Below are 19910 nucleotides of genomic sequence, written 5' to 3'. Positions count from 1 at the left end.
CGATTCCGGGCACCGGGTTTGACGGCTGTAACGGTTGTCCCGGTTTCCGGCAGCCGATTAGCCTGACTCGGCTACCCGGGACGATGACCCTTTCTGGAAACCTATCTCGATTAAATGCCCACGAGTGCCAAGATGTTCGACCGTTCTGCCACGACTCCAACTGAACAATCATTTCAAGGAACCGAAAAGATCCTCGGTATCTGGCGATTGGGTTCTCGGTTGACGCGCGGCACGGGAACCGAGTTGTTCTTGGCTCAACCTGCCGACAGCCAAGGAAATCCTCGCTACGACTACGTCCTAAAGACTGTCGCTGGCGTGGTTTCGAGCGATCCGGCCGACGCACCTCAGGCAAACGTGATTCGGGACGCACAACGACAAATCGGACAATCGATCCAAGCGTCGGGCGTCACACACCCGAACCTGATCGCGATTCTGGACGCATCTCGCTCACCTCACGCACCGTACGTCGTGATGCCGCGGCTCGACGCCGTCTCGATGGATCAGCGAACCCACCAAATCGAACATTTCGCGGTTCCCGTGGCCCTCTGGTGGACACGTCAGATCGGACAAGCCCTGGAAAAACTGCACGCCGGCGGGTGGGTTCACGGAGACGTCAAACCGGAAAACATCCTGATCGACGCGAAGGGCCACGTGACGTTGGTGGACCTGGGATTTGCCGCACGCACGCACACGCCAATGCACCGTGTCTTCCGTGGAACGCCCGACTACGCCGCCCCCGAATTGATGAACGGATCGACCGCGGCACTCCCGGCGATGGACGTTTTCGCTCTCGGTCGCGTGCTGTGGGAAAGTTTGTCGGCAACCGCGCCGGTTGCTCAACACGTGATCGAACCAGTCGCCGAACTGATCGAGAACATGGTGGCCAATGACCCGCTGCAGCGTCCCGTGATCGGTGAGATTGTGCAACGCCTGCTTGCGTTGGAGATTCAAACACTCGGCGGACACATCGGCCCGAGCGTTCCTGCTCAACGGATCGCCGCATAAAGGCGTGTCAGCGTGGTCGCTGGCCTACGCCCGCGACAGAACCGCGATCCGAGGATTAATCCCGGTCGCTGCTCAAAATCGTGATGCTGAGCGTCGTCATGACCGCCATGCTGGCGAGGATTCCGATCAGCCCCAACACACTGAGCCGTTCGATTCCCGCGACATTCGAATCGGGAAAAAGGAGCGGCGGGACTTCATAGGCGAGCAACAACGACGAGCCCAGAAACACAGCACTTGCCATCAACCCGACGACCAAACGATTAACGGCGGGAGTGATCCGTTTCGGGTCCAGCCGCAGTTGCAATTGTCCTAACCGCGCCTGATTCAATACCGCGAGAACTTGCTCGGGGGCTTCCTCCAGGAACGCTTCGTTTTCCAGGTAAATCCGCCGTGCCTGACGAAGTCGACGGGTCGGGGTCAGCCGCCGGAGCATCACCCGTCGCAAATAAGTCCGGACAATATCGAGCGAGTCGAATCCGACCCCAAGTTCTCGCAGCGTCCCCTCGAGCGAGATCAACATCTTCAGCAGCAACGCCGATTGATTCGGCAACGTAATGCCGTGTCGGTGCAAGATTTCGGTGAGTTCATTCAACGCGCCGCTGAGATCAAACCGATCGAGCGATTGACGACCGTAGGTGTCCACGAAATCAGCGACATCAATCTCCAGTGCCGCCTGATCCAGATCCAAACGCGGGTTGCCGACACCACGAATCAAACGAGTCAGCCTTCTGCGATCACCCGAATTGATCGCCACCAACATTTCCTCGATCGACTCACGCAATGTCTCGTCGATCCGACCAGTCATCCCAAAATCGAGAATGCCGAGCCGTCCGTCGGACAGGTAGATCAAGTTTCCGGGGTGCGGATCGGCGTGGAAAAACCCATCTTCAAACACCATCTTTAGATAGATTTTGGCGAGCCGCGATCCAAAGTCAGCAGGAAGGTTGTCCTTAGTCAAACCATCCGCCACCGGAACGGTTTCCGACGGTTCGGATGCGTCCTCGGCATCATCTGACGTTGGTGTTGAATGCGAGAACACCGCCGCCAAAGGCGCTCCGATCATCTCCTCCATGACGAGCACTCGCCGCGTGCACAAATGATCGATCACCGTTGGAACAGCCACTTCGGCTTGGTCGGACACGAGCATCTCAGCGAACTGTTTAAGACTTCCCCGTTCGCGATTGAAATCGAGTTCGTGCAAAACCATCGGACGCAGTTGCCGGACCATCTCTCGCGGCCCCCACACCGCGATCGTATCCACCCGAGCAGCCAACTGGGCGAGCCCCTCGAGAACCTCGAGGTCTTGTCGCATCAATCGATCGATCCCTGCTCGCTGAACTTTCAAGACGACACGGCTGCCGTCAAGCAGAACGGCCCGGTGGACCTGACCGATCGACGCAGTCGCCAGCGGCGTGTAGCAGATCGAAGAGAAGTTTTTCTCGAAATCGTCTCCCAATTCGGACCGCAACGTTGCACGAACCTGTTCCGCCGTATCGGGCTCGACTCGTCCGCGAAGACGCTTCAATTCCTCCGCGAGCTCGATGCCGACAAGGTCAGGGCGGGAGGCGAGAACTTGGCCGACCTTAATAAAGGTCGGCCCCAATTCGGTGATCGCCATGCGAATGCGTTCGACCCGCGAATACTGCGTCAAAGGGACGCCAGAACGATCCTTGATCCAATCCCGAAACGGCAGTCGCTGCGAACGACTCAGCCAATCGGCCAACCCATAACGGCGCAGCACCAACAGAATCTCGCGTCCACGACGCAGATTGCGGTACAGGCTCGGAATGGAGGTCAACTTCATCACAAGAAATACATTAACCACGAGGTGGTTGGTTCGGGATGCTTAAAAAGAGATTCCGCTCGGCTACACTCTGGCGATTCTCTCAATTTTTAGGAAGGTACCGATTCTGCCGATGGAACTGTTCGCCGACGACTGGACCGCTGCGATCTCGACGACATTCGCGTTAATGGCGGTGTCGTCCGTGATTGCGATCACGATCGGTATTCCCGCTGCCGCGTGCGCCGTCATCCTTCGTCAGTCCTGTTTGCCTGCAACCCGAGGTGGCGGGATCGACCGGCTACGACGAATGCTGGTAACGACGTGGTTCATGGCGATGCTGTTTTCGATCGCGACTCCGCTCATCATGCACGCCGCGGTCTGGGAATCGACAGCAGGCAAATTCGGATGGCTGATGAAAACGATGACCGGCGGCAACCTCCTGTGGGTCGGTTGGATCCACGGCGTTCACGGCGCCGCCATTGTCGCCACGGCAACCTTTTGGGCGACGCGAAACATCGCCCCCGAAGTCATCCAACATGCGGAGTTAGATTTTGGAAAAACATCCGCGTGGTTCCGCGTTCGTTTGCCAATCGCCCGGCCATGGGTTCTCGCGTCGATCGTCATTGTCTGGTTGCTTGCCGCGACGGAAATGAGCATCGCAGACTTACACAGCGTCCGAACGGTCGCGGATCAATTTTATCTTTTCTACGCTCTCGATCCCAACGCGACCGCGATCACGGTAACCACATGGCTGCCATTGATTGTTGGCGGTATTCCCGCATTCGTTTGGATGCGTCTCAGGAAGAAACGTCTGCGCATCGCGGGCAAAATCGACGGCCATGAAAACAGGGGCACACAACATTCTCTTTCCTTCGACGGTCAACCGACGCGTCCTCTCACTGTGATCGCATCGACGTTGGGCGTGCTTACATCAATGATCGTTTGCCAAGGCGCCATTGTCGCTGGACTGATCGTTCAGTCCGGGCACCTCGTTCGAGTCGAGAACGGAAAACCGATCGCAAGCTGGTCCGTGTCGGCCTGTGTTCACGCACTCGGCAACGCACCGTCCATGTTCGCCCGCGAATACGTCTGGACGTTACAACTCGCGTTATTCACGGCCTTGGCGGTCACACCGCTGGCGTGGGTTCTAGCTCGATGGGGACGCGGGCACGCCAAAACCGGATGGTTGGTCGATTGTGCGATGACGATGCTCTTCCTCATTCCCGGCCCGATCGTGGCGATGGCGGTCGTCAAATTTTTCGCCTCCGGGATTCCCTTCGGCGAAATGTTAGCAACGCAAACGCTGATCCCGACGATCTGCTCGGTCGGAATACGAAGCCTCGTGATCGCCTACGTCCTATTGCGTGTCGGGTACGAACAAATCAGCCAACCGATCTGGCAATCGAGCCAACTCGACGGGAACACACTGACGCGACTGTTCCGCATTGAGATACCGCTTGTTTGGCCAACTGCCTTGGCTGCGTTCATCGTCGCCGCGGTCGTCGCGAGCGGTGACGTGCCTGCGGCTTTGGCAGTATTGCCACCGGGCGTGACCACCGTCGGCACGCGGTTGTTCGGGTTACTGCACAGCGGCTCGCGCTACCACGAAGCGTCGCTCGCGTTTTGGTACCTCGTCGCGATCATCGCGTTGAGTTGGGTAGCGTGGCGAGTCGCCGCAAAGAATTTGAGCCGCTAGCACACATCGTTTTTGCGCAAACGGAACGCTGCCACTTGTCACCGATCGGCGGCCTCTCTTTGCGAAGAGACAGCCAGCCCAACCGGGGAACGATCATCCGAAACGATGGACGATCGTAATTTTTTGCAGAACCGTCTATCGGATCACAGGATTCGAAGACGGATAACTCGACGCTTTGCTCGTGCTACCAGGCATGTAGCCGGTCGGCTGCACCGAGTTGTTGCTAGACGTCGTCGAGGTCGACGTGCTTGCCGCCGCCGCGGTTTGAAAATCTGCTGATCCGCCGGACGTCGATGTTCCACTGATCGGCGTCGATGCACCTGACGATGCGGTGCTCGATGAAGCAGGACTCGATGGCGGCAGGCTCAACGACGCCACGGCAGTTTGCGGCGCGGCGGTGGACGTCCCTGAAGGAGCGGAAGTCGAGGATCCAGGCAACGCCATCGAACTCGATGCGGCAGGTGCCGAAGTCGTCGCGGAGGCGACGGTCGCCGATTTCGGCGCCGCCATGCTGCTAGGCAACGTGAATCCGCTCGATGGAGATGTGGTTGAACCAGACGAACTCGTCGACCCAGCGGCCAATCGTGTCGGAGTCAAATTGTTCAATGGTGGCATCGTGAACCCGCTGCCCGAGTTCTGTTGCGGAGTGCTCGCCACGGTGGCGGCAGGCGATGACGCGGGCTTCGCCCCAAGCTGATAACCGGTTGGCATCGACGACGCCGAAGGTGGTGTTGTCGGTGTCGAGGCGGCGTAACCGTTTGCCGCGGCGGCTGCATAGCTCGGCGTGGTTGCACTACTCGAAGGACTCGTGCGTCCCGGCAAAGCGTAGGCCGGTGGCACCGATTGATTCCCGGCGGCCAACGATGTCGACGGGGTTGGGTTGTTCGACGACTGCGAAGGCGCACTCGTTGGGAATCCCCCGGGCACACCACTTTCAGGTGAGCTCATGCGATTGCCCGCCAACGCGTACGGATTCGATCCGGTAGGAAGGCTGGGCGTGCTCGGTGTTGCGTTCGTTGTGCTAGGCGCGGTTCCACCAGCAATCGAGGCGATCGCTTCCGGCGTCGCTCGTGCCGACGGCGGGGTCGGATAGGTCGTGGTCGGTCCGCTCCCGGCGAGCATCTCGGCGGATGGCTCGCCGCGTCGGCCGAACATGTTCCATCCAGGCTTACCGCTACGGCAACCGATCGAGGGGAGCGTCGCCAACACACATGCAGCAACTGCAGCACGGCGTGCATAACGGGTGAATTTGTTTTCGGCGATATCCGTTCGCTTCATCGTCGCATCCTTAGGCAAGGGAGCGGGTTTCTTCGAGGTTGATTTTGACGTCCATCCTTTGCGATCGACCGTTTCAAAAGGCAAATCGAGTCAAATCTGAAAATTCGGTACAGATTATGTGACTGGGATGCCTCACCGCCTGATGCAACGCAAATCGCATCATTTACGGTGAAAATGACCTCTTCCCGCCATGATTGCCCCCGTCCTATGAATTTTCACTCGCCAGTGTCAATGCCAGCCTGACACGGATCGGGCCGTCACCACCGACCGCTGCGGTGGCAACATTCCTGCGACCAACGCGACTTTCATCACGAATCGCCGCGAGGGAAACGTTAAGATGAACGTTCACCCTTCCGCTGGGATGACTCCGGCCACCCGCGAAATGGCAAAAAGGAGTAGCCAAACGATGCACCGATCCTGGCAACCCAAAACATCGGGGCGAAGTGAAACGAGAATGCGTGAAACAGGCCCGATCGCTTCCGATTCGATCCAGCCTCCGCTCGGAAAACCAACCTCCGCTCGCCGTGCATCCCACCCGCCCTCACGAGGCGGCGGACACCAAACCAGTGACGAGTTGTCAGATTCGTTCGAGACCGATGAACCACCTCGCTTGCTCACCGAGCGTTATGAGATCCTGCAATGGATCGAAACCGGGGGAATGGGAATCATCTACAAGGGATTCGACCGTCTGCTCAATCGAGAGGTCGCCGTTAAAGTACTACGCCGCGATCGTGCCACGAAGGATTACGCGGATGACTTCGCAAACGAAGCCCGCATTATGAGCTTCCTATCGTATCCCGGCGTCGCACCGATTTATGAAACGGGCGTGTGTGCAAACGGGCAACCTTATCACGTCATGAAATTAGTCGGCGGCATCACGCTGCAAACGATGCTTCAAGATCAGCGGATCGAGAAAGCCGAGCTGTTACAGATTTTCACGGACGTCTGCCAGACGATGGCGTTCGCACATTCACGCGGCGTGATTCATCTCGACCTAAAACCTGCCAACGTCATGGTCGGCGAATTTGGTGAAGTGAATGTGATGGACTGGGGACTAGCCCAGCACTTTCATCGCATCGTCCTGGATCCCTCCTCGTCTGAATCGCGATCTCATAAGAACGCCGCGTCATCGCTCTCCGCCGAACTCGAAGCAAACGAGCTGATCACACGGCAGGCACATATCAACGGCACCCCAGAGTACATGTCGCCCGAGCAAGCACGAGGCAGCACGCTCGATTCCCGCGCCGACGTGTTCAGCCTCGGAGGAATTCTCTGCGAAATTCTCAGCGGCCACGCACCCTACGAAGGTGAAAGTCTTCAACAAGTTTATCGCTGCGCCGTTCGCGGCAAAACGTTCCTGAGCCTCGAACGTCTACTCAATTGCGGCTTCGACGATGCGATCGTTCGCCTGGCAATCAATTGCCTCCAAGTCGATATCGACAAACGCCCCGTTGACGCCATGGTGCTGTCGCAAGTGATGACGGCTCATCAGGCCTCGACGCTGCGAAGTGTTCGCAGTGACATGAATCGCTTCTTTGAACTCTCGCCGGACATGTTCTGCATCGCCGATCATAACGGGTTCTTTGTTCGCATCAACGATAACTTCTCGAGAGTCCTTGGGCACTCCAATGAGGCGTTACTGTCGAACCCGTTCTTGTCATTCGTCCATGAAGACGACCGAGAACGAACGATCACGCAAGTCTCGGCCTTGAGGGAGGGGCGTCCCGTGGTTCGATTTCGCAACCGTTATATAACCGCGAATGGCGACTACATCACCATCGAATGGACCGCCAAATCGATCGAAGGCGAACACTTGATCTACGCCGTCGCACGCGACGTGTCGGCACAGGTCACGTAGTCCGATTCAAACCGTTACACGGGTTTCGCTTGCTCGACTAAGTCACGGTCGCGGACGCCGAGCAAGTACAACACCGCGTCGAGACCGAGCGTGGAGACCTGATGCCGTGCCGATTCACGCACGATCGGTTTCGCATGGAATGCGATTCCCAATCCGGCGCGTGACAGCATCGGCAAATCGTTCGCTCCATCGCCGATCGCGATCGTTTGTTCGCAATCAATCCCGATGCTCGCGGCAAGTTGCTCAAGCAGCGCGGCTTTTCGCTGCGCATTGACGATCTCGCCGACGACCCGCCCAGTCAGTTTACCGTCGATGATCTCGAGTTGGTTGGCGTGCACGTCGTCCACGTCGAGTCGCGAACGAAGATACTCACCGAAATAGCTGAAACCTCCCGACAAGATCGCCGTTCGATAACCGAACCGTTTCAAATTCGACAGCAGTCGCTCGGCACCTTCGGTCAACTCCAACCGTTCGGCAATTTTCGGCAACACGGTTTCGGGCAAACCTTCGAGCGAAGCGACGCGGCGACGAAGCGATTCGTCGAAGTCGATCTCACCTCGCATCGCGGCTTCCGTAATTGCCGATACCTGTTCGCCGACTCCCGCTTCTTTAGCGATCTCATCGATCACTTCGGCCTGCAGTAACGTCGAATCCATGTCGAGTGCGACGACGCGTCGATTGCGGCGGAACGCGTCATCCTGTTGCCACGCCAGATCCAAATCCAATCGGCTCGAAAGGTCGAGCAGGCTCGCTTTCAAACGATCGGGGTCTTCAGGATCTCCCCGCAATGAAAACTCCACACACGCCCGTGTCGGTTTTCCATCGGCCACGCGTTTAGGCCGGCCCGACAATCGCGTGATGACGTCAATGTTCAACCCCTGATCGGCGACCAACCGGCTCACCGCCGCAAATTGTTCGGCCGTCACCGCGCGGGAGAGGAGCGTTAGAATGAATCGAGATTTTCCTTCGCCTCCAACCCAGATGTCGTAGGCATCGTCCTCAATGTGCGTGTGTTTGCACTTCAGTTCGAGCTTCTCCGCACGACGCCGCATTTTCTGCGTGACCTTCTCGGAATCCACATCCGTGGGGATTCGGACCATCAATCCGAGCAGTAGCGATCGGTGAATAACGGCTTGATTGACGTCGATGATCTTGCAACCGAACTTGGCGAAATGATCCGACAGGGATGCGGTCAGGCCCGGTCGGTCTTCACCAGTAAAACGGAAGAGGATGGTCGTCGCGGTAGCGGGTGTAGGCTCTTTCATAGCCCGCGAATCCTAGCGATCACTCGCCAAGGCGTCAAAGTGGCTAGTTTTGCATGCGACTAAGATTGCCGGCAGGCAGTCGCGAACGCCGCCAAAACGCTCCGCGAACATCGAGACAGGCCGTATCGCTTGATGCGTTTGCGTGACCGCCGCAATTTGGCTGCTGCGCCCCCATCTCTTGCGCCCCCATCTCTCGTCCCCCCCGCGTCGCGAGCCCGATCGAACAAGACGTGATTCGGCAGGAGAAGGAAATATCGTTTCCGGCTCTGCTGACAGGGGCATTTCCTAGAAAACGAGCGTTGCGAGATTCAGCACGAACCATTATCAGTTGCCGTGATCAGTTGCCGTGTAATCCCCATCGATCGAGGCGAGAATGTTCACACAAACTAAATATTCGTGAATAGGACTGCCCCGGTTTTCATTATCTGAAAGGCAGCCCCAGGCTCTAGAATTCGGCCTCACCACCCATATCACCGTCGTCTCTTGGGTCGCCACACCACTGATTCAAGGCCTCAATCACGCGATCACGGTCGGCGTGGTGGGTCCAGATCGAGTCATCGACGTCCAGCCGAACTTCGTAGTACCCCTCGCGGACACAATCCTCTTCACCGCAAAAGTGCGGCAGGTCGGCTACCCACACAATGCGATATAGGGGGACATGTTTGTCGTCGATCTTGATCAGAGGTTTGTGCATCAATGGTCTCGCATTTCGGTGCGTGCGATGGCTCGATCGGTTGATTTATTTGGCCAATTCGCGACTGCGTGCTGCGGAGGCGTTGACCGCGTCAATTAACGCGCCACGAACCGCATTCTGTTCCAGCACACGCATTGCGGCAATAGTCGTTCCGCCGGGACTGCACACATTGTCTTTGAGAAGGCCTGGATGTTCGCCCGTATCACGCACCATCGTGGCCGCCCCTCGAACCGTCTGAGCGGCCAATTCCAATGCCGTTTTGCGTGGCAATCCCGCAGCGACCCCGCCGTCGGCGAGTGCTTCAATGACGAGATAAATGTAGGCGGGGCCCGATCCGCTCACCCCAGTGACCGCATCGAGTTGGTTTTCGCTCACCTGAACGGCATACCCAACGCTGCCGAGCATGGTCTCGACGGATTCAATATCGGATCCCGTCACACTTTCAGCGGTGCTATACGCGGCCGCACCTTCGCCTACCAAACTCGGCGTGTTTGGCATCACTCGCACTACCCGCGAGTGCCCGACGCCAGCGGTAATCGTCGCAAGTGGGACACCGGCCGCGATCGATATCACCAACTTACCACCCAGGTCCACGTTCGGATCCGAAAGCACGGGGGCGATGATATGAGGCTTCACCGCCAGTAGAACGATTTCGCACGACGCGTACGCACTTTCACCCGCTTCGTTCGTACTGCCCTCCATCGTTCGACAATCCGGGTATTTCTCAGCCCACCATTGCCTCGTGTTGGACGAGGGCGCGATCAGCGTCAGTTTGCTGGCGTCGAGCACGCCTTGCTGGATCATGCCACCGACGAGTGCTCGAGCCATTTGGCCGCCGCCAACGACGGTCAATTGAGGAAGTTTCATAGGTTGAAAAGATGCTTAGATGACTAACGGAGTGTTAAAAACCGAAACCGCGGACGGATTCTTTTTGCCGATACGAAGAGGGGCAACTCTCGAACGCTCATCAACTCAGGACAGGGAACGACCGACGCAGCCTCTCGCGAGAGTTGATACCGTGACGCCGAGACAGCCCGTTTTGATGACTAACTTCCGGCAACCAATCCCACATCAAATTGATCTACCGATATCGCCTCAAAGAAGACGAAAGAGCGACCGTTTTCCTGGTCGTTAATACGTTCCAGCGGGACGCTGTTCGGTCCCCGAGAGCAGCTTGATGAGGGTAACGCGGAGATTCTTGACGCTCAAAGGTAGCGGCAGGAGTGTTCGATTGGAACCACGAACGGCTTTTTCAACGATGTGCCGTTGTCGCGGATCGACCAACATGATCGCGGGAATATTTTGAGTTTGCTCACTCTCGGCAAACTCGTTGTAGGCATCCAATGCGTCGTTGCCCAATTCCGCGGCACCGAAAATCACGCAATCCGCCGGCGGCTCCATCGCATCATCGAAACGGGCCAACGCCCGCCGTGGATCGGAAATAATCAACACGCGATAACCACGTGCTTTGAGCCGTTCACGGATCGCATTTTGAAGATCCGTTTTCGACTCAACGAACATGACGATATAACCTTCACCCTCATTGGTGATGATCTGGTCGTCGCCCACATCTTCCGCATTCACCTTGACCTTCGGTTGCTCGACCGGTCCCTGGCCACCCCGTTTCAAATCTTCCATGACCCCTTTCACCGCCGAGACCAACGATTTGCATGATTGAATCCGCAACTGCGGATTGAACTCCATCGTGTTGAGCAACAATTGATTAACGAGCCCGGGGATATCCGGAACGTAATCTTGAATCGGTCGAATGTCTTGAAAACGCGATACGTTCAATCGGGCCATCCGGTCGCGTGTTTCCGTCAGTGCCGGAGTCCCGGCGAGCATGTGATACAACATGTTCCCCGCAAAGAACACGTCGCTGCGAGGGTCATCTTTTCGGACGTTCGTACCACGTTCGAGCGCGGCGTAATCGATCGCACGGGCATTTGGACAGTCAGCGACAATTTCGGGATTACTGCGGTCCGCCAACGCTGCCAATCCGAAGTCAACCAACTTCGCAACGCCCGACGAACTGATCAAAACGTTGGACAATTTCAAGTCACGGTGAGAAATCCCCAACTCCGCCGCGAACGCCAAACCCTGAGCCACCTCGTGGATCAACTTCAACGATAAATCGACCGGCAACTTTCCGCGAATCTTGACCAATTCACGCAACGTTTGCCCTTCAATGAATTCCATCACCAAGAACGGATTGTGGCGATCGGCGACCACATCGATGATTCGCACGATGTTGGGATGTTTGAGCTTCAATCCCATCTTGCCCTCGCGCAGAAACTGCTCGAGTTCTTTTGGCTCATCTCGGAAACGTTTCCGCAGCACTTTCACGGCGAAAACGTCGCCATCTTTCTCGGCACGGTAAACGCGAGCAAACGTACCGGCACCGATCAGGTACAGCACTTTGTAGTCGCCGTAGAAATACCCCACGCGGTCACCACGGAGCACTTTCTCGGTCTGCAACGTGGTGATCAGACCACGCCGTTGGAGTTGATCGATCACATCGACGAGCGGAACTTCGCCGACCCCGAGTTCCCCAATCGCGCGGTTGACGTCGAGACGCTCGGCAACGCCCACGGCAACAACCCGGTTGATGAATTCTTCGGTCGTGAGAGGGGAAGCCATAGCGTCGTATTGAGGTGTTCAGTATGCGGTACAGAGGACGGGCAGGCGGATTTTCGCGAAATCACAGTCCCGCCACCGTTTTTCGCCAACGCCGGGGCGTTGAGACGGGAGGGAAATCAGATAAGTTGCAAATCGTCGCTCAGACTCCACTGACTTCACCGCATCTCTGCCGAGCTGGAAAGTCTGAGCCCTCCATTTTACTCACCTCGCCGATCATGGCGAGGCTCTTTGGCGGAATGTAAGGAACGGCGTTTCTAAACATACAATCCTATTTTTCGGAGAATTCCGACTATGACGACTCGATTTCACGCCGTACGAGTCCGCGGCGGCTCCGCGCCCCTCGAAATCTCAAAAATGCCTCCAACCCGAGCAAACACCAATGCGACACTTTGAAACCGACGTTTAAACCAACGCCAAAGTTCAACCCGATCCTTTTTTCACCCAATGCCCTCAGTAAATCACGCACCGCACCGAGGCAACACTCTCCCCACGCCCAAATCCTGTCACCTGTCACCTGTCACTTCGAACGCCCCCAAACTCAGACGTGCTAGCATCTGCTCCATGCAATTTCCCGACACCGCTCTTGATTCGCCCGCCGGGCGTGAAGCCATTCGAATTATCGACCGCCTCCGCGAAGCAGGGTTCGTTTCCGTTCTCGCCGGCGGTTGTGTGCGCGATGCGCTGTTGGGACGAACCCCGAAAGATTTCGATGTCGCTACCGATGCCACGCCGGATTCGGTTCAAAAGGTTTTCGGTCGTCGTCAAACGGTTGCGTTCGGTGCCTCTTTCGGCGTGATCGGTGTACTGCCACCGAAACCTCCAAAATCAACCACTGCCGCGGCCGATAAAAATGAACTCGAGGGAGCCCCACCGACCGAGGTCGCGACCTTTCGCGCCGACGGAAATTACAGTGACGGACGGCGTCCCGATCACGTGACGTATGGAACCGCTGAGGCGGACGCCGCGCGACGTGACTTCACCATCAACGGGCTATTCTATGACCCGGCGCGGCGTGAGATCCTGGACTATGTCGGTGGGATCACCGACCTGGAATCGATGCATCTCCGCACGATTGGCGAAGCCGACCGTCGATTCGAGGAAGACAAACTCCGAATGCTCCGCGCCATCCGCTTCGTGACAACGTTGAGTTTGTCCGTGGAGCAAGCCACGATGTCAGCAATCGTCGCTCACTCCGATACGATCTCGATGGTGAGCGGAGAACGAGTAGGTGCTGAAATGCGGCGAGTGGTTGGGCACCCCAACATCGCAAGGGGACTCCGGCTACTGGTGAAGACCGGCCTGCATCGCCATGTCTGGCCGACACTCGAAAATGCACAGTGGCCCCTTCTTCAGACGCGTCTTAGCCAACTCGAGAACACGACCTTTGAAAGTGGAATCGCGGCCACACTACTCACCCTCCACCCGTCCTCGCGCGCGGCTCAGAGTGATCTAAAGACGCTGACTCAACAATGGAAGCTATCAACGGCTGAACAACGTGCGATCACCGCCGCGATCAAACTCGCCCCCGAGATCGTGAACTGCGCCGACAAGGCATGGTCAGCGTTGCAACCCATTCTCATCGACCGAGATATCGAGACGATCATCGCAACGGCCGTCGCGATCGCCGACGATGACTCCGGGGTACGACGAGCGATGAAGGAACGAGAACGAACTCCGTCTTCACTCGATCCTCAACCACTGTTGACGGGCGACGACCTGATCAAATCGGGGATCAAACCTGGCCCACAGTTCCGTGGTTGGTTATCGACGATCCGCCAAATGCAACTCGACGATCAAATGCACAGCCCGGAGGAGGCCATGTCATGGGTGCGCCGTCAACCTAACGCGTGACGACGACGCTGTCTTTGCAGCGGAACGCATTCCCAAGCACACCGGCGTCCTGCCGATGGACGTCCGATCGATCTCGGGCTTCGCTATTGGGCCACTTCGAATTTCAACGAAGGTGCAAACTCGGGATCACGTTCCTTGCTAAGAAAACGGATCGGGATGCCGCGTTCGGCGCCACCTGCGATGACGAAACTGACCGTTCTTCCCCACGAGTCGAGGATAAACTGGGTGAGTTTATCGCTCGCGAAGTCCGCGAATTCTTGTTTCCGCCTGAGGTCCCCTTCGTCAACGGCGTCACTGTCCCATGTCGCCAATAACGGCAGCGACTCAAGGCCGGAGAGTGATACCGAGTTTTTCCATAACAGCGGGGTACCGCGTTTTTCATCCTCTTTCCACGCCTCGGCGTCTGGGTCTTCCCAACCATAGACGTTGAGTTTGGTTTTGTTGATCTTTTGCCCAATTAAGAACGCGAGGCTGAGCGTGACGTTTTGAACGTCCGCACGTTTAAATTCAGGTGATCGCAAATCGAACCGCACGTAGATGTGCTTGAGATCCTGATCATTCCGCGTTTGGACGATCAGCAAATCTTTTGTCCCCTGCGCATTTCCTTTCGTGTCATTGCGATGCGTTGTGGTGTCTGCTCCGAATCCCGTGAGGTTCGTGATCAATTTCGAAACAGTGACTGTTGGCGTGGGCTCAATCGCGTCCGCGGGATTGACCTCGCTATCATCTACCGACGGCATGACATCACCCCCGCTATCGCCCGCAGCAGATTCACTCAAGGCGATGTCGCGTGACGATTTCCCGTCGGTTTCCGAATCCGCCTCCGATGCGACGTCGGATCGCGATGCCACTGATTCAGCTTCGTTCCCCGGACCTGAGGACGGTGAATTCTTGTTTGCAGAAGCGTTTGATGCGTTCGACTTGCCGCTGTTCTGTTGATTCCCTTTGTTCTGATTCGACTTCGGAGACTGCTGGTTTGCGTTGTTCTTGTTTCGGTTTGGGGTTTTGTTGGATGTGTTATTGGAGGCTCGCGATTGCTGATTCGCGTTCGCCGGGTTTCCCTGCTTCGGCGTGGTGCTTGGATTCACAGGGTTACTTTGGCCGGGGGCCGTCACAACATAGTTCTCGCCCTGATCAGGAATCACCATCCAGAAAATCCCGAGCACCAACAGCAGTGTCGCCAACACGCCCGCGCCCATCCACACCACGGGGCTAACCGATGCGTGCGCCGGAGAAGTCTGCGGTTGTTTTCCGGGAGGATTCATCCGGCGTTGTCCGACCGCTGCCGGCGTTCTCGCACCGGGAACGTTCGGCGGTAACGGCGCAGGCAAGGCGGGGACCGACAACGGGTCGAAGTCGGGCACCTGCATGATCTCGACCGGTTCGGGTTCGACCTCGACCTGCTTGCTGACCACCTCTTTCAAACTCTCTTGAAGCTTTCCGAGTGACAAGGCGACTTCTGATTTGGCTTCGCACTCTCGGGCAACCTTCTGCAATTGCTTGTCCAACTCCAACGCGTTGGCGGGCCGATCCCCGGGCTCCTTTGACAGCAACAGTTGAATCAGGTCGGCGAGCGGTTGAGGGATGTCCGGATTGAGTTCGCGCACCGGTGTCGGTGATCGCGTCAACAACGCAACCAACTGTTCCGCAATCGCGGGCTGCGCGGTCGGCAATTTACCTGTACACATTTCGTACAACACGACGCCGAGGCTATACAAATCGCTGCGGTCATCTAACGGATCACTGCGAGCCTGTTCCGGCGTCAAATACCCGGGTGTGCCGCACACCGAACCGACGCCCGTCGAATCACCGGCGGGTGATTGAGCGAGCGCTAATCCGAAGTCGAGAATCTTGATCCGACCGCTACCTTCTTCAACCCAAATGTTGGCGGGCTTGATGTCGCGGTGCACAATCCCTTTGGCGTGCGCGGCGGCAAGCCCGCGAGAGATTTGTCGGGCGTAATCGATCACACGTTCGTAATCGACCGGCTCCTTTCCGGCGTTGACCGCCTCGAGCGTTTCACCTCGTAACAACTCCATCGCCATGAAGGGCGTGCCTTCATGAGTGCCGACTTCGAAGATCACGACCACGTTGTCATGATGCACCGCCGCCATCGCGCGGGCTTCTTGCAAAAACCGATCGCGACTGTTTGGAGTCGAGGCGATCTTTTTATTCATCACCTTGAGGGCGACGGGCCGCTCGAGCACCGTGTCCTCCGCTCGGAACACATACCCCATTCCGCCACGGCCCATTTCACCCAGTATCCGATACGATCCGAGCATGCCTAAATCGCCTTCGTGCGCAGGCGGCTCTAGGAAATCGTAGGACTTGAGTTGTTTTGTCATAGTCGAGCGAGTTGGTGGTGTTGATCGTCACCGGCATTCCGATGACCGTGCCCCAAGATGACTCTCATCAGCATGCGGGGAAAGAGACCCCGCGAGCCAGCCAATCGCTAGAATAATACAAACCCAAGACGAAGTGTGCATCAGGCGGTCTCCCACGCCACTTCGGCTATAACGCTCGCCCAAATTTTTGTTCGGTACTTCTAACGTCGCCCCAATTTGCAATGGGGGCAACCGCCGCCCGCTCTGGATCTGCCGCGAGACGACTGGCTCGACTGCTGGAGCTGATAACGAGGCCCCGACGTCGTCGCGGGCGTTCGATAAAACGAATTGGTTTGCCCCCGGTACTGCGTCGATGTCGAAGGCTGAGGGTAACCAGCCGACGTGTATCGGGACGATGATGCCATCGGAGGATTCACCATAGAAGAGGAGCTCCGTATCGGAGTGCTCTGCCGGATGACGGGGTAAGGTGCACTCGAACTCGGGCTTGGCACCTGGACACCTTCGAAACTGGACGGGCGAGTCGGTGGCGAAACCGATGCCGACACCACGGAAGTGCTGTTCAGGGTCACCGGCGAAACCACCTTATCCACAACGACTTTCGGTTTCGGCTCTACGTCGCTTGCCTGCTCGACACGGAACGCACTTTTGCTCACCCAACCGTGCTGATCCTGACCGCCGTAAACCGACTGCACGTAATAGAAGTCACCGGAGACGGATGTGATGGTCGCGATTTGATGACGATAAATGGTTCCTGTTTGTTGCCTCTGAATGCGCATGGGCGACGAATTGGCCAAATGCGGCAACTGAATTCCTGCGCCACCGATCGCCTTGGCGTCGATCAGCGCACGTTCAAAATCATTCTCACCTGCTCGGCGCAGGTATGCAGCACTCCTGTCTTGCAGCGCCGAGGTTCGATCGGCTCGAGACACCTCGGGGTCGAGCGCGACCACGGTATAGGCGTCAATCGCGAGGTCGTAATCGCCCTGCTTAAGATACGTGCGGGCTTGCGCGAGCAATGATGTCTCCATCAATCCTTTCGTCGTGTCCTCACGGCGTGGCGGTAGATCCTCTCGGGAAACCAATTCTTTGTCGCGTCCCTGGTTCGACGCCGAGGCAACCTGCGCCTGGTTATTCGGTGGCTCACTCAGGCAGACCCGCGGCATGGAAGAGTCGAAATGCACCCACGCTCGCTGACCGGTCTGTTGCTTGACCGCTTCACTCGCGCTGCGAATCGCGTCGAGCAAGTACAAACCGGATGAGGGTCGGTCGCGGAGCTTCGCTGACAAATTGAATGCGAAGGGTGAGTTTTCACCTTCACCATCAAGAGCCGGTTGGTTCTCGGCCGTCGCATATGCAATCAAAGTCCCATCGGGCGTCTCAGTGCGTGGCGACCATTCCGACGAAGGGTTCCGCTGCGTTACCGGCCACCGCCTTTCAAAAGGATTGTTGCGGCAGCAATCCATCATCAACACCTTCGTGTTCGCCCCCGACTGATTTAACGCATCAAGTACATAATCCTGAGAAACGGTTTGATACTTCAGTGCCGATGAATCTCGTAACCGCGCATCGACCGGAATCAGAAAGTGGTCGTCCTGAATTCCAATGCCATGCCCGGCAAAATAGAAGAACGCGAGCCCTCCCTTGGGCACCCGCTGCGTGAAGTCGAAAAGGGCATCGTCCATTTCTCGATGCCCCAAATCCGATTCGATCGTGACCACGAACCCAAGATCACGCAGAGCCTTCCCGAGCAACTCGACATCATTGATCGGGTTCCTTAACCGTTCCGCCTCATACGCGTTGTTGCCAATCAACAGGGCGTGGAACGGACTTGCGGCCGAAACATTTGACGACCATGTCACTGACCATCCGGCCACAGCCAGCGACAGCGTCAGCGCGTTCAATAACGGCGCCCGGAATACCAATTCCCGAGATGCACGAGCAAAGCTCTCGCAGGATTTCATCACATTTACCTTCGACGGAGGAGACGTTCTCTCTTAGGACCGAGAAACGGGCCCACTCCCGTCTTCTGGAGGGCAAGCTTTACCGCGTCAGCAACACCAAATCAATTGCGACAGCAGATCTCCGCGCAGGGCCCCCATCTCGGCATCCCTAACATGGCAAAGCGAGGCCATCGTCAGACATGAATCCCCGAATGGAATCCGGTGAAAACTAGCAGCAATCGCCGCTCGAGCAGCAACCGTCGCCCATCGTCGGCAGACCGAGGTAAGTTGCCGAAGATTCCTCGCCCGTGACATCCTCATAGACGGCAAAATGATCGGCGATCGATTCACGTTCAGCCGCTTGGGCGAGCGCGTCCTGGCAAGCCTCGCCCCGCGTGTACATCCGCCCATCGTCATCAACGACATACTTGAAAGGCCCGCGGTAAACCCGCCGCGTCGCGTCCCGAGTCAGCAAATACTGCTGCGTTTGCTCGATCACACCCTCACCTTCACTGATCAGATGAGGACGGTAGGCGATCACCGTTGCCGACCGGAATGCGATTCCGGCAACCACTTGCCATGCATTCGGCTGCAAACTCTCGATGCGGATGTCGACAAACCCGGCTTGTTCGAACGCCTCTAGAAACGCCGATTGCTCGAACGCCCCCGAAATGCAACCGCTCCACAATTCAGGGTCCGCCTGCAATTCCTCAGGAACCTCAACGTCGGACACGATGTCACTGATCACCGCCCGGCCGCCGGGGCGTAGAACGCGAAAGATCTCGTCGAACAGGATTTCTTTCTCACTCGAATCGACCAGGTTCAGCACACAGTTACTGACGACGACGTCGACCGACTCATCGGGGATCATCGGATTCTCAGCCCGCATGTCAGCCAAAAACGACTCGAGTCCGCGAAGAGTCACGTCGTCCGTGACTGGATTCTCGTTCAGATACCGTTCAACGGCGTCGCGATCGATCGCGAGATCTTGGATTTTTCCTTTACGGAACGTGACATTGTCGTAGCCAATGGATTTGGAAATCTCGGCTTTTGATCGCCGAGCCAACGACAGCATGTCGTCATTCATGTCAACGCCGATCACGCTTCCCTCGGGCCCAACGACCTGGGACGCGATGAAGCAGATTTTCCCGCCGCCGCTTCCTAAATCTAAGACGGTTTCGCCGCGCCGGACGTGCTTGGAAGGATCGCCACAACCATAATCCCGCTCGATGACCTCCGCCGGAATGACCTGCAGATACTTCGCGTCGTAATCGACCGGGCAACATAGTGCCGCCTCACGTTCAAGAGCTGCTCCTGAATAACGTTGGCGAACGGCCTTTTCGGTGTCGAGACTCGACATGCTTCACTACACATTCGTACGGGTGTGGATGGGGAGTTCAACCCAAAGATACGCCCCACGCCGATCGACTGCCAGCACGCTAACGCGACTCACCAAACGACGCGGGATCGTGGTCAACGGCCCCGAAACCACAACAACAATTGCAATTCCCCGCTCAAGAAGGCATTGATCAACGAGCCCTGCAAATCAAAGAAA

13 protein-coding genes are annotated in these 19910 nt (G+C 57.1%); 4 read left to right on the top strand and 9 right to left on the bottom strand.

What is annotated here, in order from left to right; translation table 11 throughout:
• The first annotated feature begins 132 nt into the window (after positions 1 to 132).
• Positions 133 to 1005, top strand: coding sequence for a protein kinase family protein (locus tag FHS27_RS05225; RefSeq protein WP_184302678.1), 873 nt, complete (start codon positions 133 to 135; stop codon positions 1003 to 1005).
• Positions 1006 to 1060: 55 nt separating this feature from the next.
• Here the strand turns inward: FHS27_RS05225 and FHS27_RS05220 are convergent, their stop codons facing one another.
• Positions 1061 to 2809, bottom strand: a complete 1749-nt coding sequence (locus tag FHS27_RS05220; RefSeq protein ID WP_184302675.1) for an ABC1 kinase family protein — start codon at positions 2807 to 2809, stop codon at positions 1061 to 1063.
• A 112-nt stretch (positions 2810 to 2921) separates the two neighbouring features.
• On the opposite strand from FHS27_RS05220, the gene FHS27_RS05215 reads away from it, so the two are divergent.
• Positions 2922 to 4484, top strand: coding sequence for an amino acid ABC transporter permease (locus FHS27_RS05215; protein ID WP_184302672.1), 1563 nt, complete (start codon positions 2922 to 2924; stop codon positions 4482 to 4484).
• A 135-nt stretch (positions 4485 to 4619) separates the two neighbouring features.
• Here FHS27_RS05215 and FHS27_RS05210 read toward each other — a convergent pair whose 3' ends face one another.
• Entirely contained in the window at positions 4620 to 5762 is a 1143-nt protein-coding gene (locus FHS27_RS05210; protein WP_246419127.1) for a hypothetical protein, read from the bottom strand.
• Between the two features lie 337 nt (positions 5763 to 6099).
• Here FHS27_RS05210 and FHS27_RS05205 point away from each other — a divergent pair, with 337 nt between their 5' ends.
• Positions 6100 to 7620 (top strand): protein kinase domain-containing protein, encoded by a 1521-nt coding sequence (locus tag FHS27_RS05205; protein ID WP_246419126.1) that lies wholly within the window; start codon positions 6100 to 6102, stop codon positions 7618 to 7620.
• Between the two features lie 14 nt (positions 7621 to 7634).
• Here the strand turns inward: FHS27_RS05205 and serB are convergent, their stop codons facing one another.
• The 4 genes from serB to FHS27_RS05185 form a co-directional block, all read right to left on the bottom strand.
• Positions 7635 to 8885: a phosphoserine phosphatase SerB gene (gene serB, locus FHS27_RS05200; RefSeq protein WP_184302665.1), complete on the bottom strand. Its 1251-nt coding sequence runs from the start codon at positions 8883 to 8885 to the stop codon at positions 7635 to 7637.
• 445 nt (positions 8886 to 9330) lie between these two features.
• Positions 9331 to 9579: a hypothetical protein gene (locus tag FHS27_RS05195; RefSeq protein WP_009097347.1), complete on the bottom strand. Its 249-nt coding sequence runs from the start codon at positions 9577 to 9579 to the stop codon at positions 9331 to 9333.
• A 45-nt stretch (positions 9580 to 9624) separates the two neighbouring features.
• The gene (gene proC / locus FHS27_RS05190) at positions 9625 to 10446 is read right to left on the bottom strand and encodes a pyrroline-5-carboxylate reductase (RefSeq protein ID WP_184302662.1); all 822 of its coding nucleotides are present in this window, start codon (positions 10444 to 10446) and stop codon (positions 9625 to 9627) included.
• A 264-nt stretch (positions 10447 to 10710) separates the two neighbouring features.
• Positions 10711 to 12219: a serine/threonine-protein kinase gene (locus FHS27_RS05185; RefSeq protein WP_184302659.1), complete on the bottom strand. Its 1509-nt coding sequence runs from the start codon at positions 12217 to 12219 to the stop codon at positions 10711 to 10713.
• A gap of 561 nt (positions 12220 to 12780) precedes the next feature.
• Between FHS27_RS05185 and FHS27_RS05180 the strand changes: the two genes are divergently transcribed.
• Entirely contained in the window at positions 12781 to 14070 is a 1290-nt protein-coding gene (locus tag FHS27_RS05180; protein ID WP_184302656.1) for a CCA tRNA nucleotidyltransferase, read from the top strand.
• A gap of 83 nt (positions 14071 to 14153) precedes the next feature.
• Here the strand turns inward: FHS27_RS05180 and FHS27_RS05175 are convergent, their stop codons facing one another.
• The 3 genes from FHS27_RS05175 to FHS27_RS05165 all read right to left on the bottom strand — a co-directional run bounded on the left by FHS27_RS05175 (position 14154) and on the right by FHS27_RS05165 (position 19715).
• Positions 14154 to 16415 (bottom strand): serine/threonine-protein kinase, encoded by a 2262-nt coding sequence (locus FHS27_RS05175; protein WP_184302653.1) that lies wholly within the window; start codon positions 16413 to 16415, stop codon positions 14154 to 14156.
• Between the two features lie 200 nt (positions 16416 to 16615).
• Positions 16616 to 18274, bottom strand: a complete 1659-nt coding sequence (locus tag FHS27_RS05170) for a caspase family protein (RefSeq protein ID WP_315854465.1) — start codon at positions 18272 to 18274, stop codon at positions 16616 to 16618.
• A gap of 310 nt (positions 18275 to 18584) precedes the next feature.
• Positions 18585 to 19715: a methyltransferase domain-containing protein gene (locus tag FHS27_RS05165; RefSeq protein ID WP_184302647.1), complete on the bottom strand. Its 1131-nt coding sequence runs from the start codon at positions 19713 to 19715 to the stop codon at positions 18585 to 18587.
• Between the last annotated feature and the right edge of the window lie 195 nt (positions 19716 to 19910).

Origin of the sequence: Aporhodopirellula rubra, from assembly GCF_014192335.1 — a bacterium.
Classification (GTDB): Bacteria; Planctomycetota; Planctomycetia; order Pirellulales; family Pirellulaceae; genus Rhodopirellula; species Rhodopirellula rubra.
The sequence above is the reverse complement of the archived record's forward strand: the minus strand, read 5'-3'. Positions and strand labels throughout refer to the sequence as shown.

What these genes read in the sequence shown, in the direction of transcription:
- FHS27_RS05180 (WP_184302656.1), top strand. Translation starts at nt 12,781, where the DNA reads ATGCAATTTCCCGACACCGCTCTTGATTCGCCCGCCGGGCGTGAAGCC.
- FHS27_RS05215 (WP_184302672.1), top strand. Translation starts at nt 2,922, where the DNA reads ATGGAACTGTTCGCCGACGACTGGACCGCTGCGATCTCGACGACATTC.
- serB (WP_184302665.1), bottom strand. Translation starts at nt 8,885, where the DNA reads ATGAAAGAGCCTACACCCGCTACCGCGACGACCATCCTCTTCCGTTTT.
- FHS27_RS05185 (WP_184302659.1), bottom strand. Translation starts at nt 12,219, where the DNA reads ATGGCTTCCCCTCTCACGACCGAAGAATTCATCAACCGGGTTGTTGCC.
- FHS27_RS05220 (WP_184302675.1), bottom strand. Translation starts at nt 2,809, where the DNA reads ATGAAGTTGACCTCCATTCCGAGCCTGTACCGCAATCTGCGTCGTGGA.
- FHS27_RS05175 (WP_184302653.1), bottom strand. Translation starts at nt 16,415, where the DNA reads ATGACAAAACAACTCAAGTCCTACGATTTCCTAGAGCCGCCTGCGCAC.
- FHS27_RS05210 (WP_246419127.1), bottom strand. Translation starts at nt 5,762, where the DNA reads ATGAAGCGAACGGATATCGCCGAAAACAAATTCACCCGTTATGCACGC.
- FHS27_RS05195 (WP_009097347.1), bottom strand. Translation starts at nt 9,579, where the DNA reads ATGCACAAACCTCTGATCAAGATCGACGACAAACATGTCCCCCTATAT.
- proC (WP_184302662.1), bottom strand. Translation starts at nt 10,446, where the DNA reads ATGAAACTTCCTCAATTGACCGTCGTTGGCGGCGGCCAAATGGCTCGA.
- FHS27_RS05205 (WP_246419126.1), top strand. Translation starts at nt 6,100, where the DNA reads ATGAACGTTCACCCTTCCGCTGGGATGACTCCGGCCACCCGCGAAATG.
- FHS27_RS05165 (WP_184302647.1), bottom strand. Translation starts at nt 19,715, where the DNA reads ATGTCGAGTCTCGACACCGAAAAGGCCGTTCGCCAACGTTATTCAGGA.
- FHS27_RS05225 (WP_184302678.1), top strand. Translation starts at nt 133, where the DNA reads ATGTTCGACCGTTCTGCCACGACTCCAACTGAACAATCATTTCAAGGA.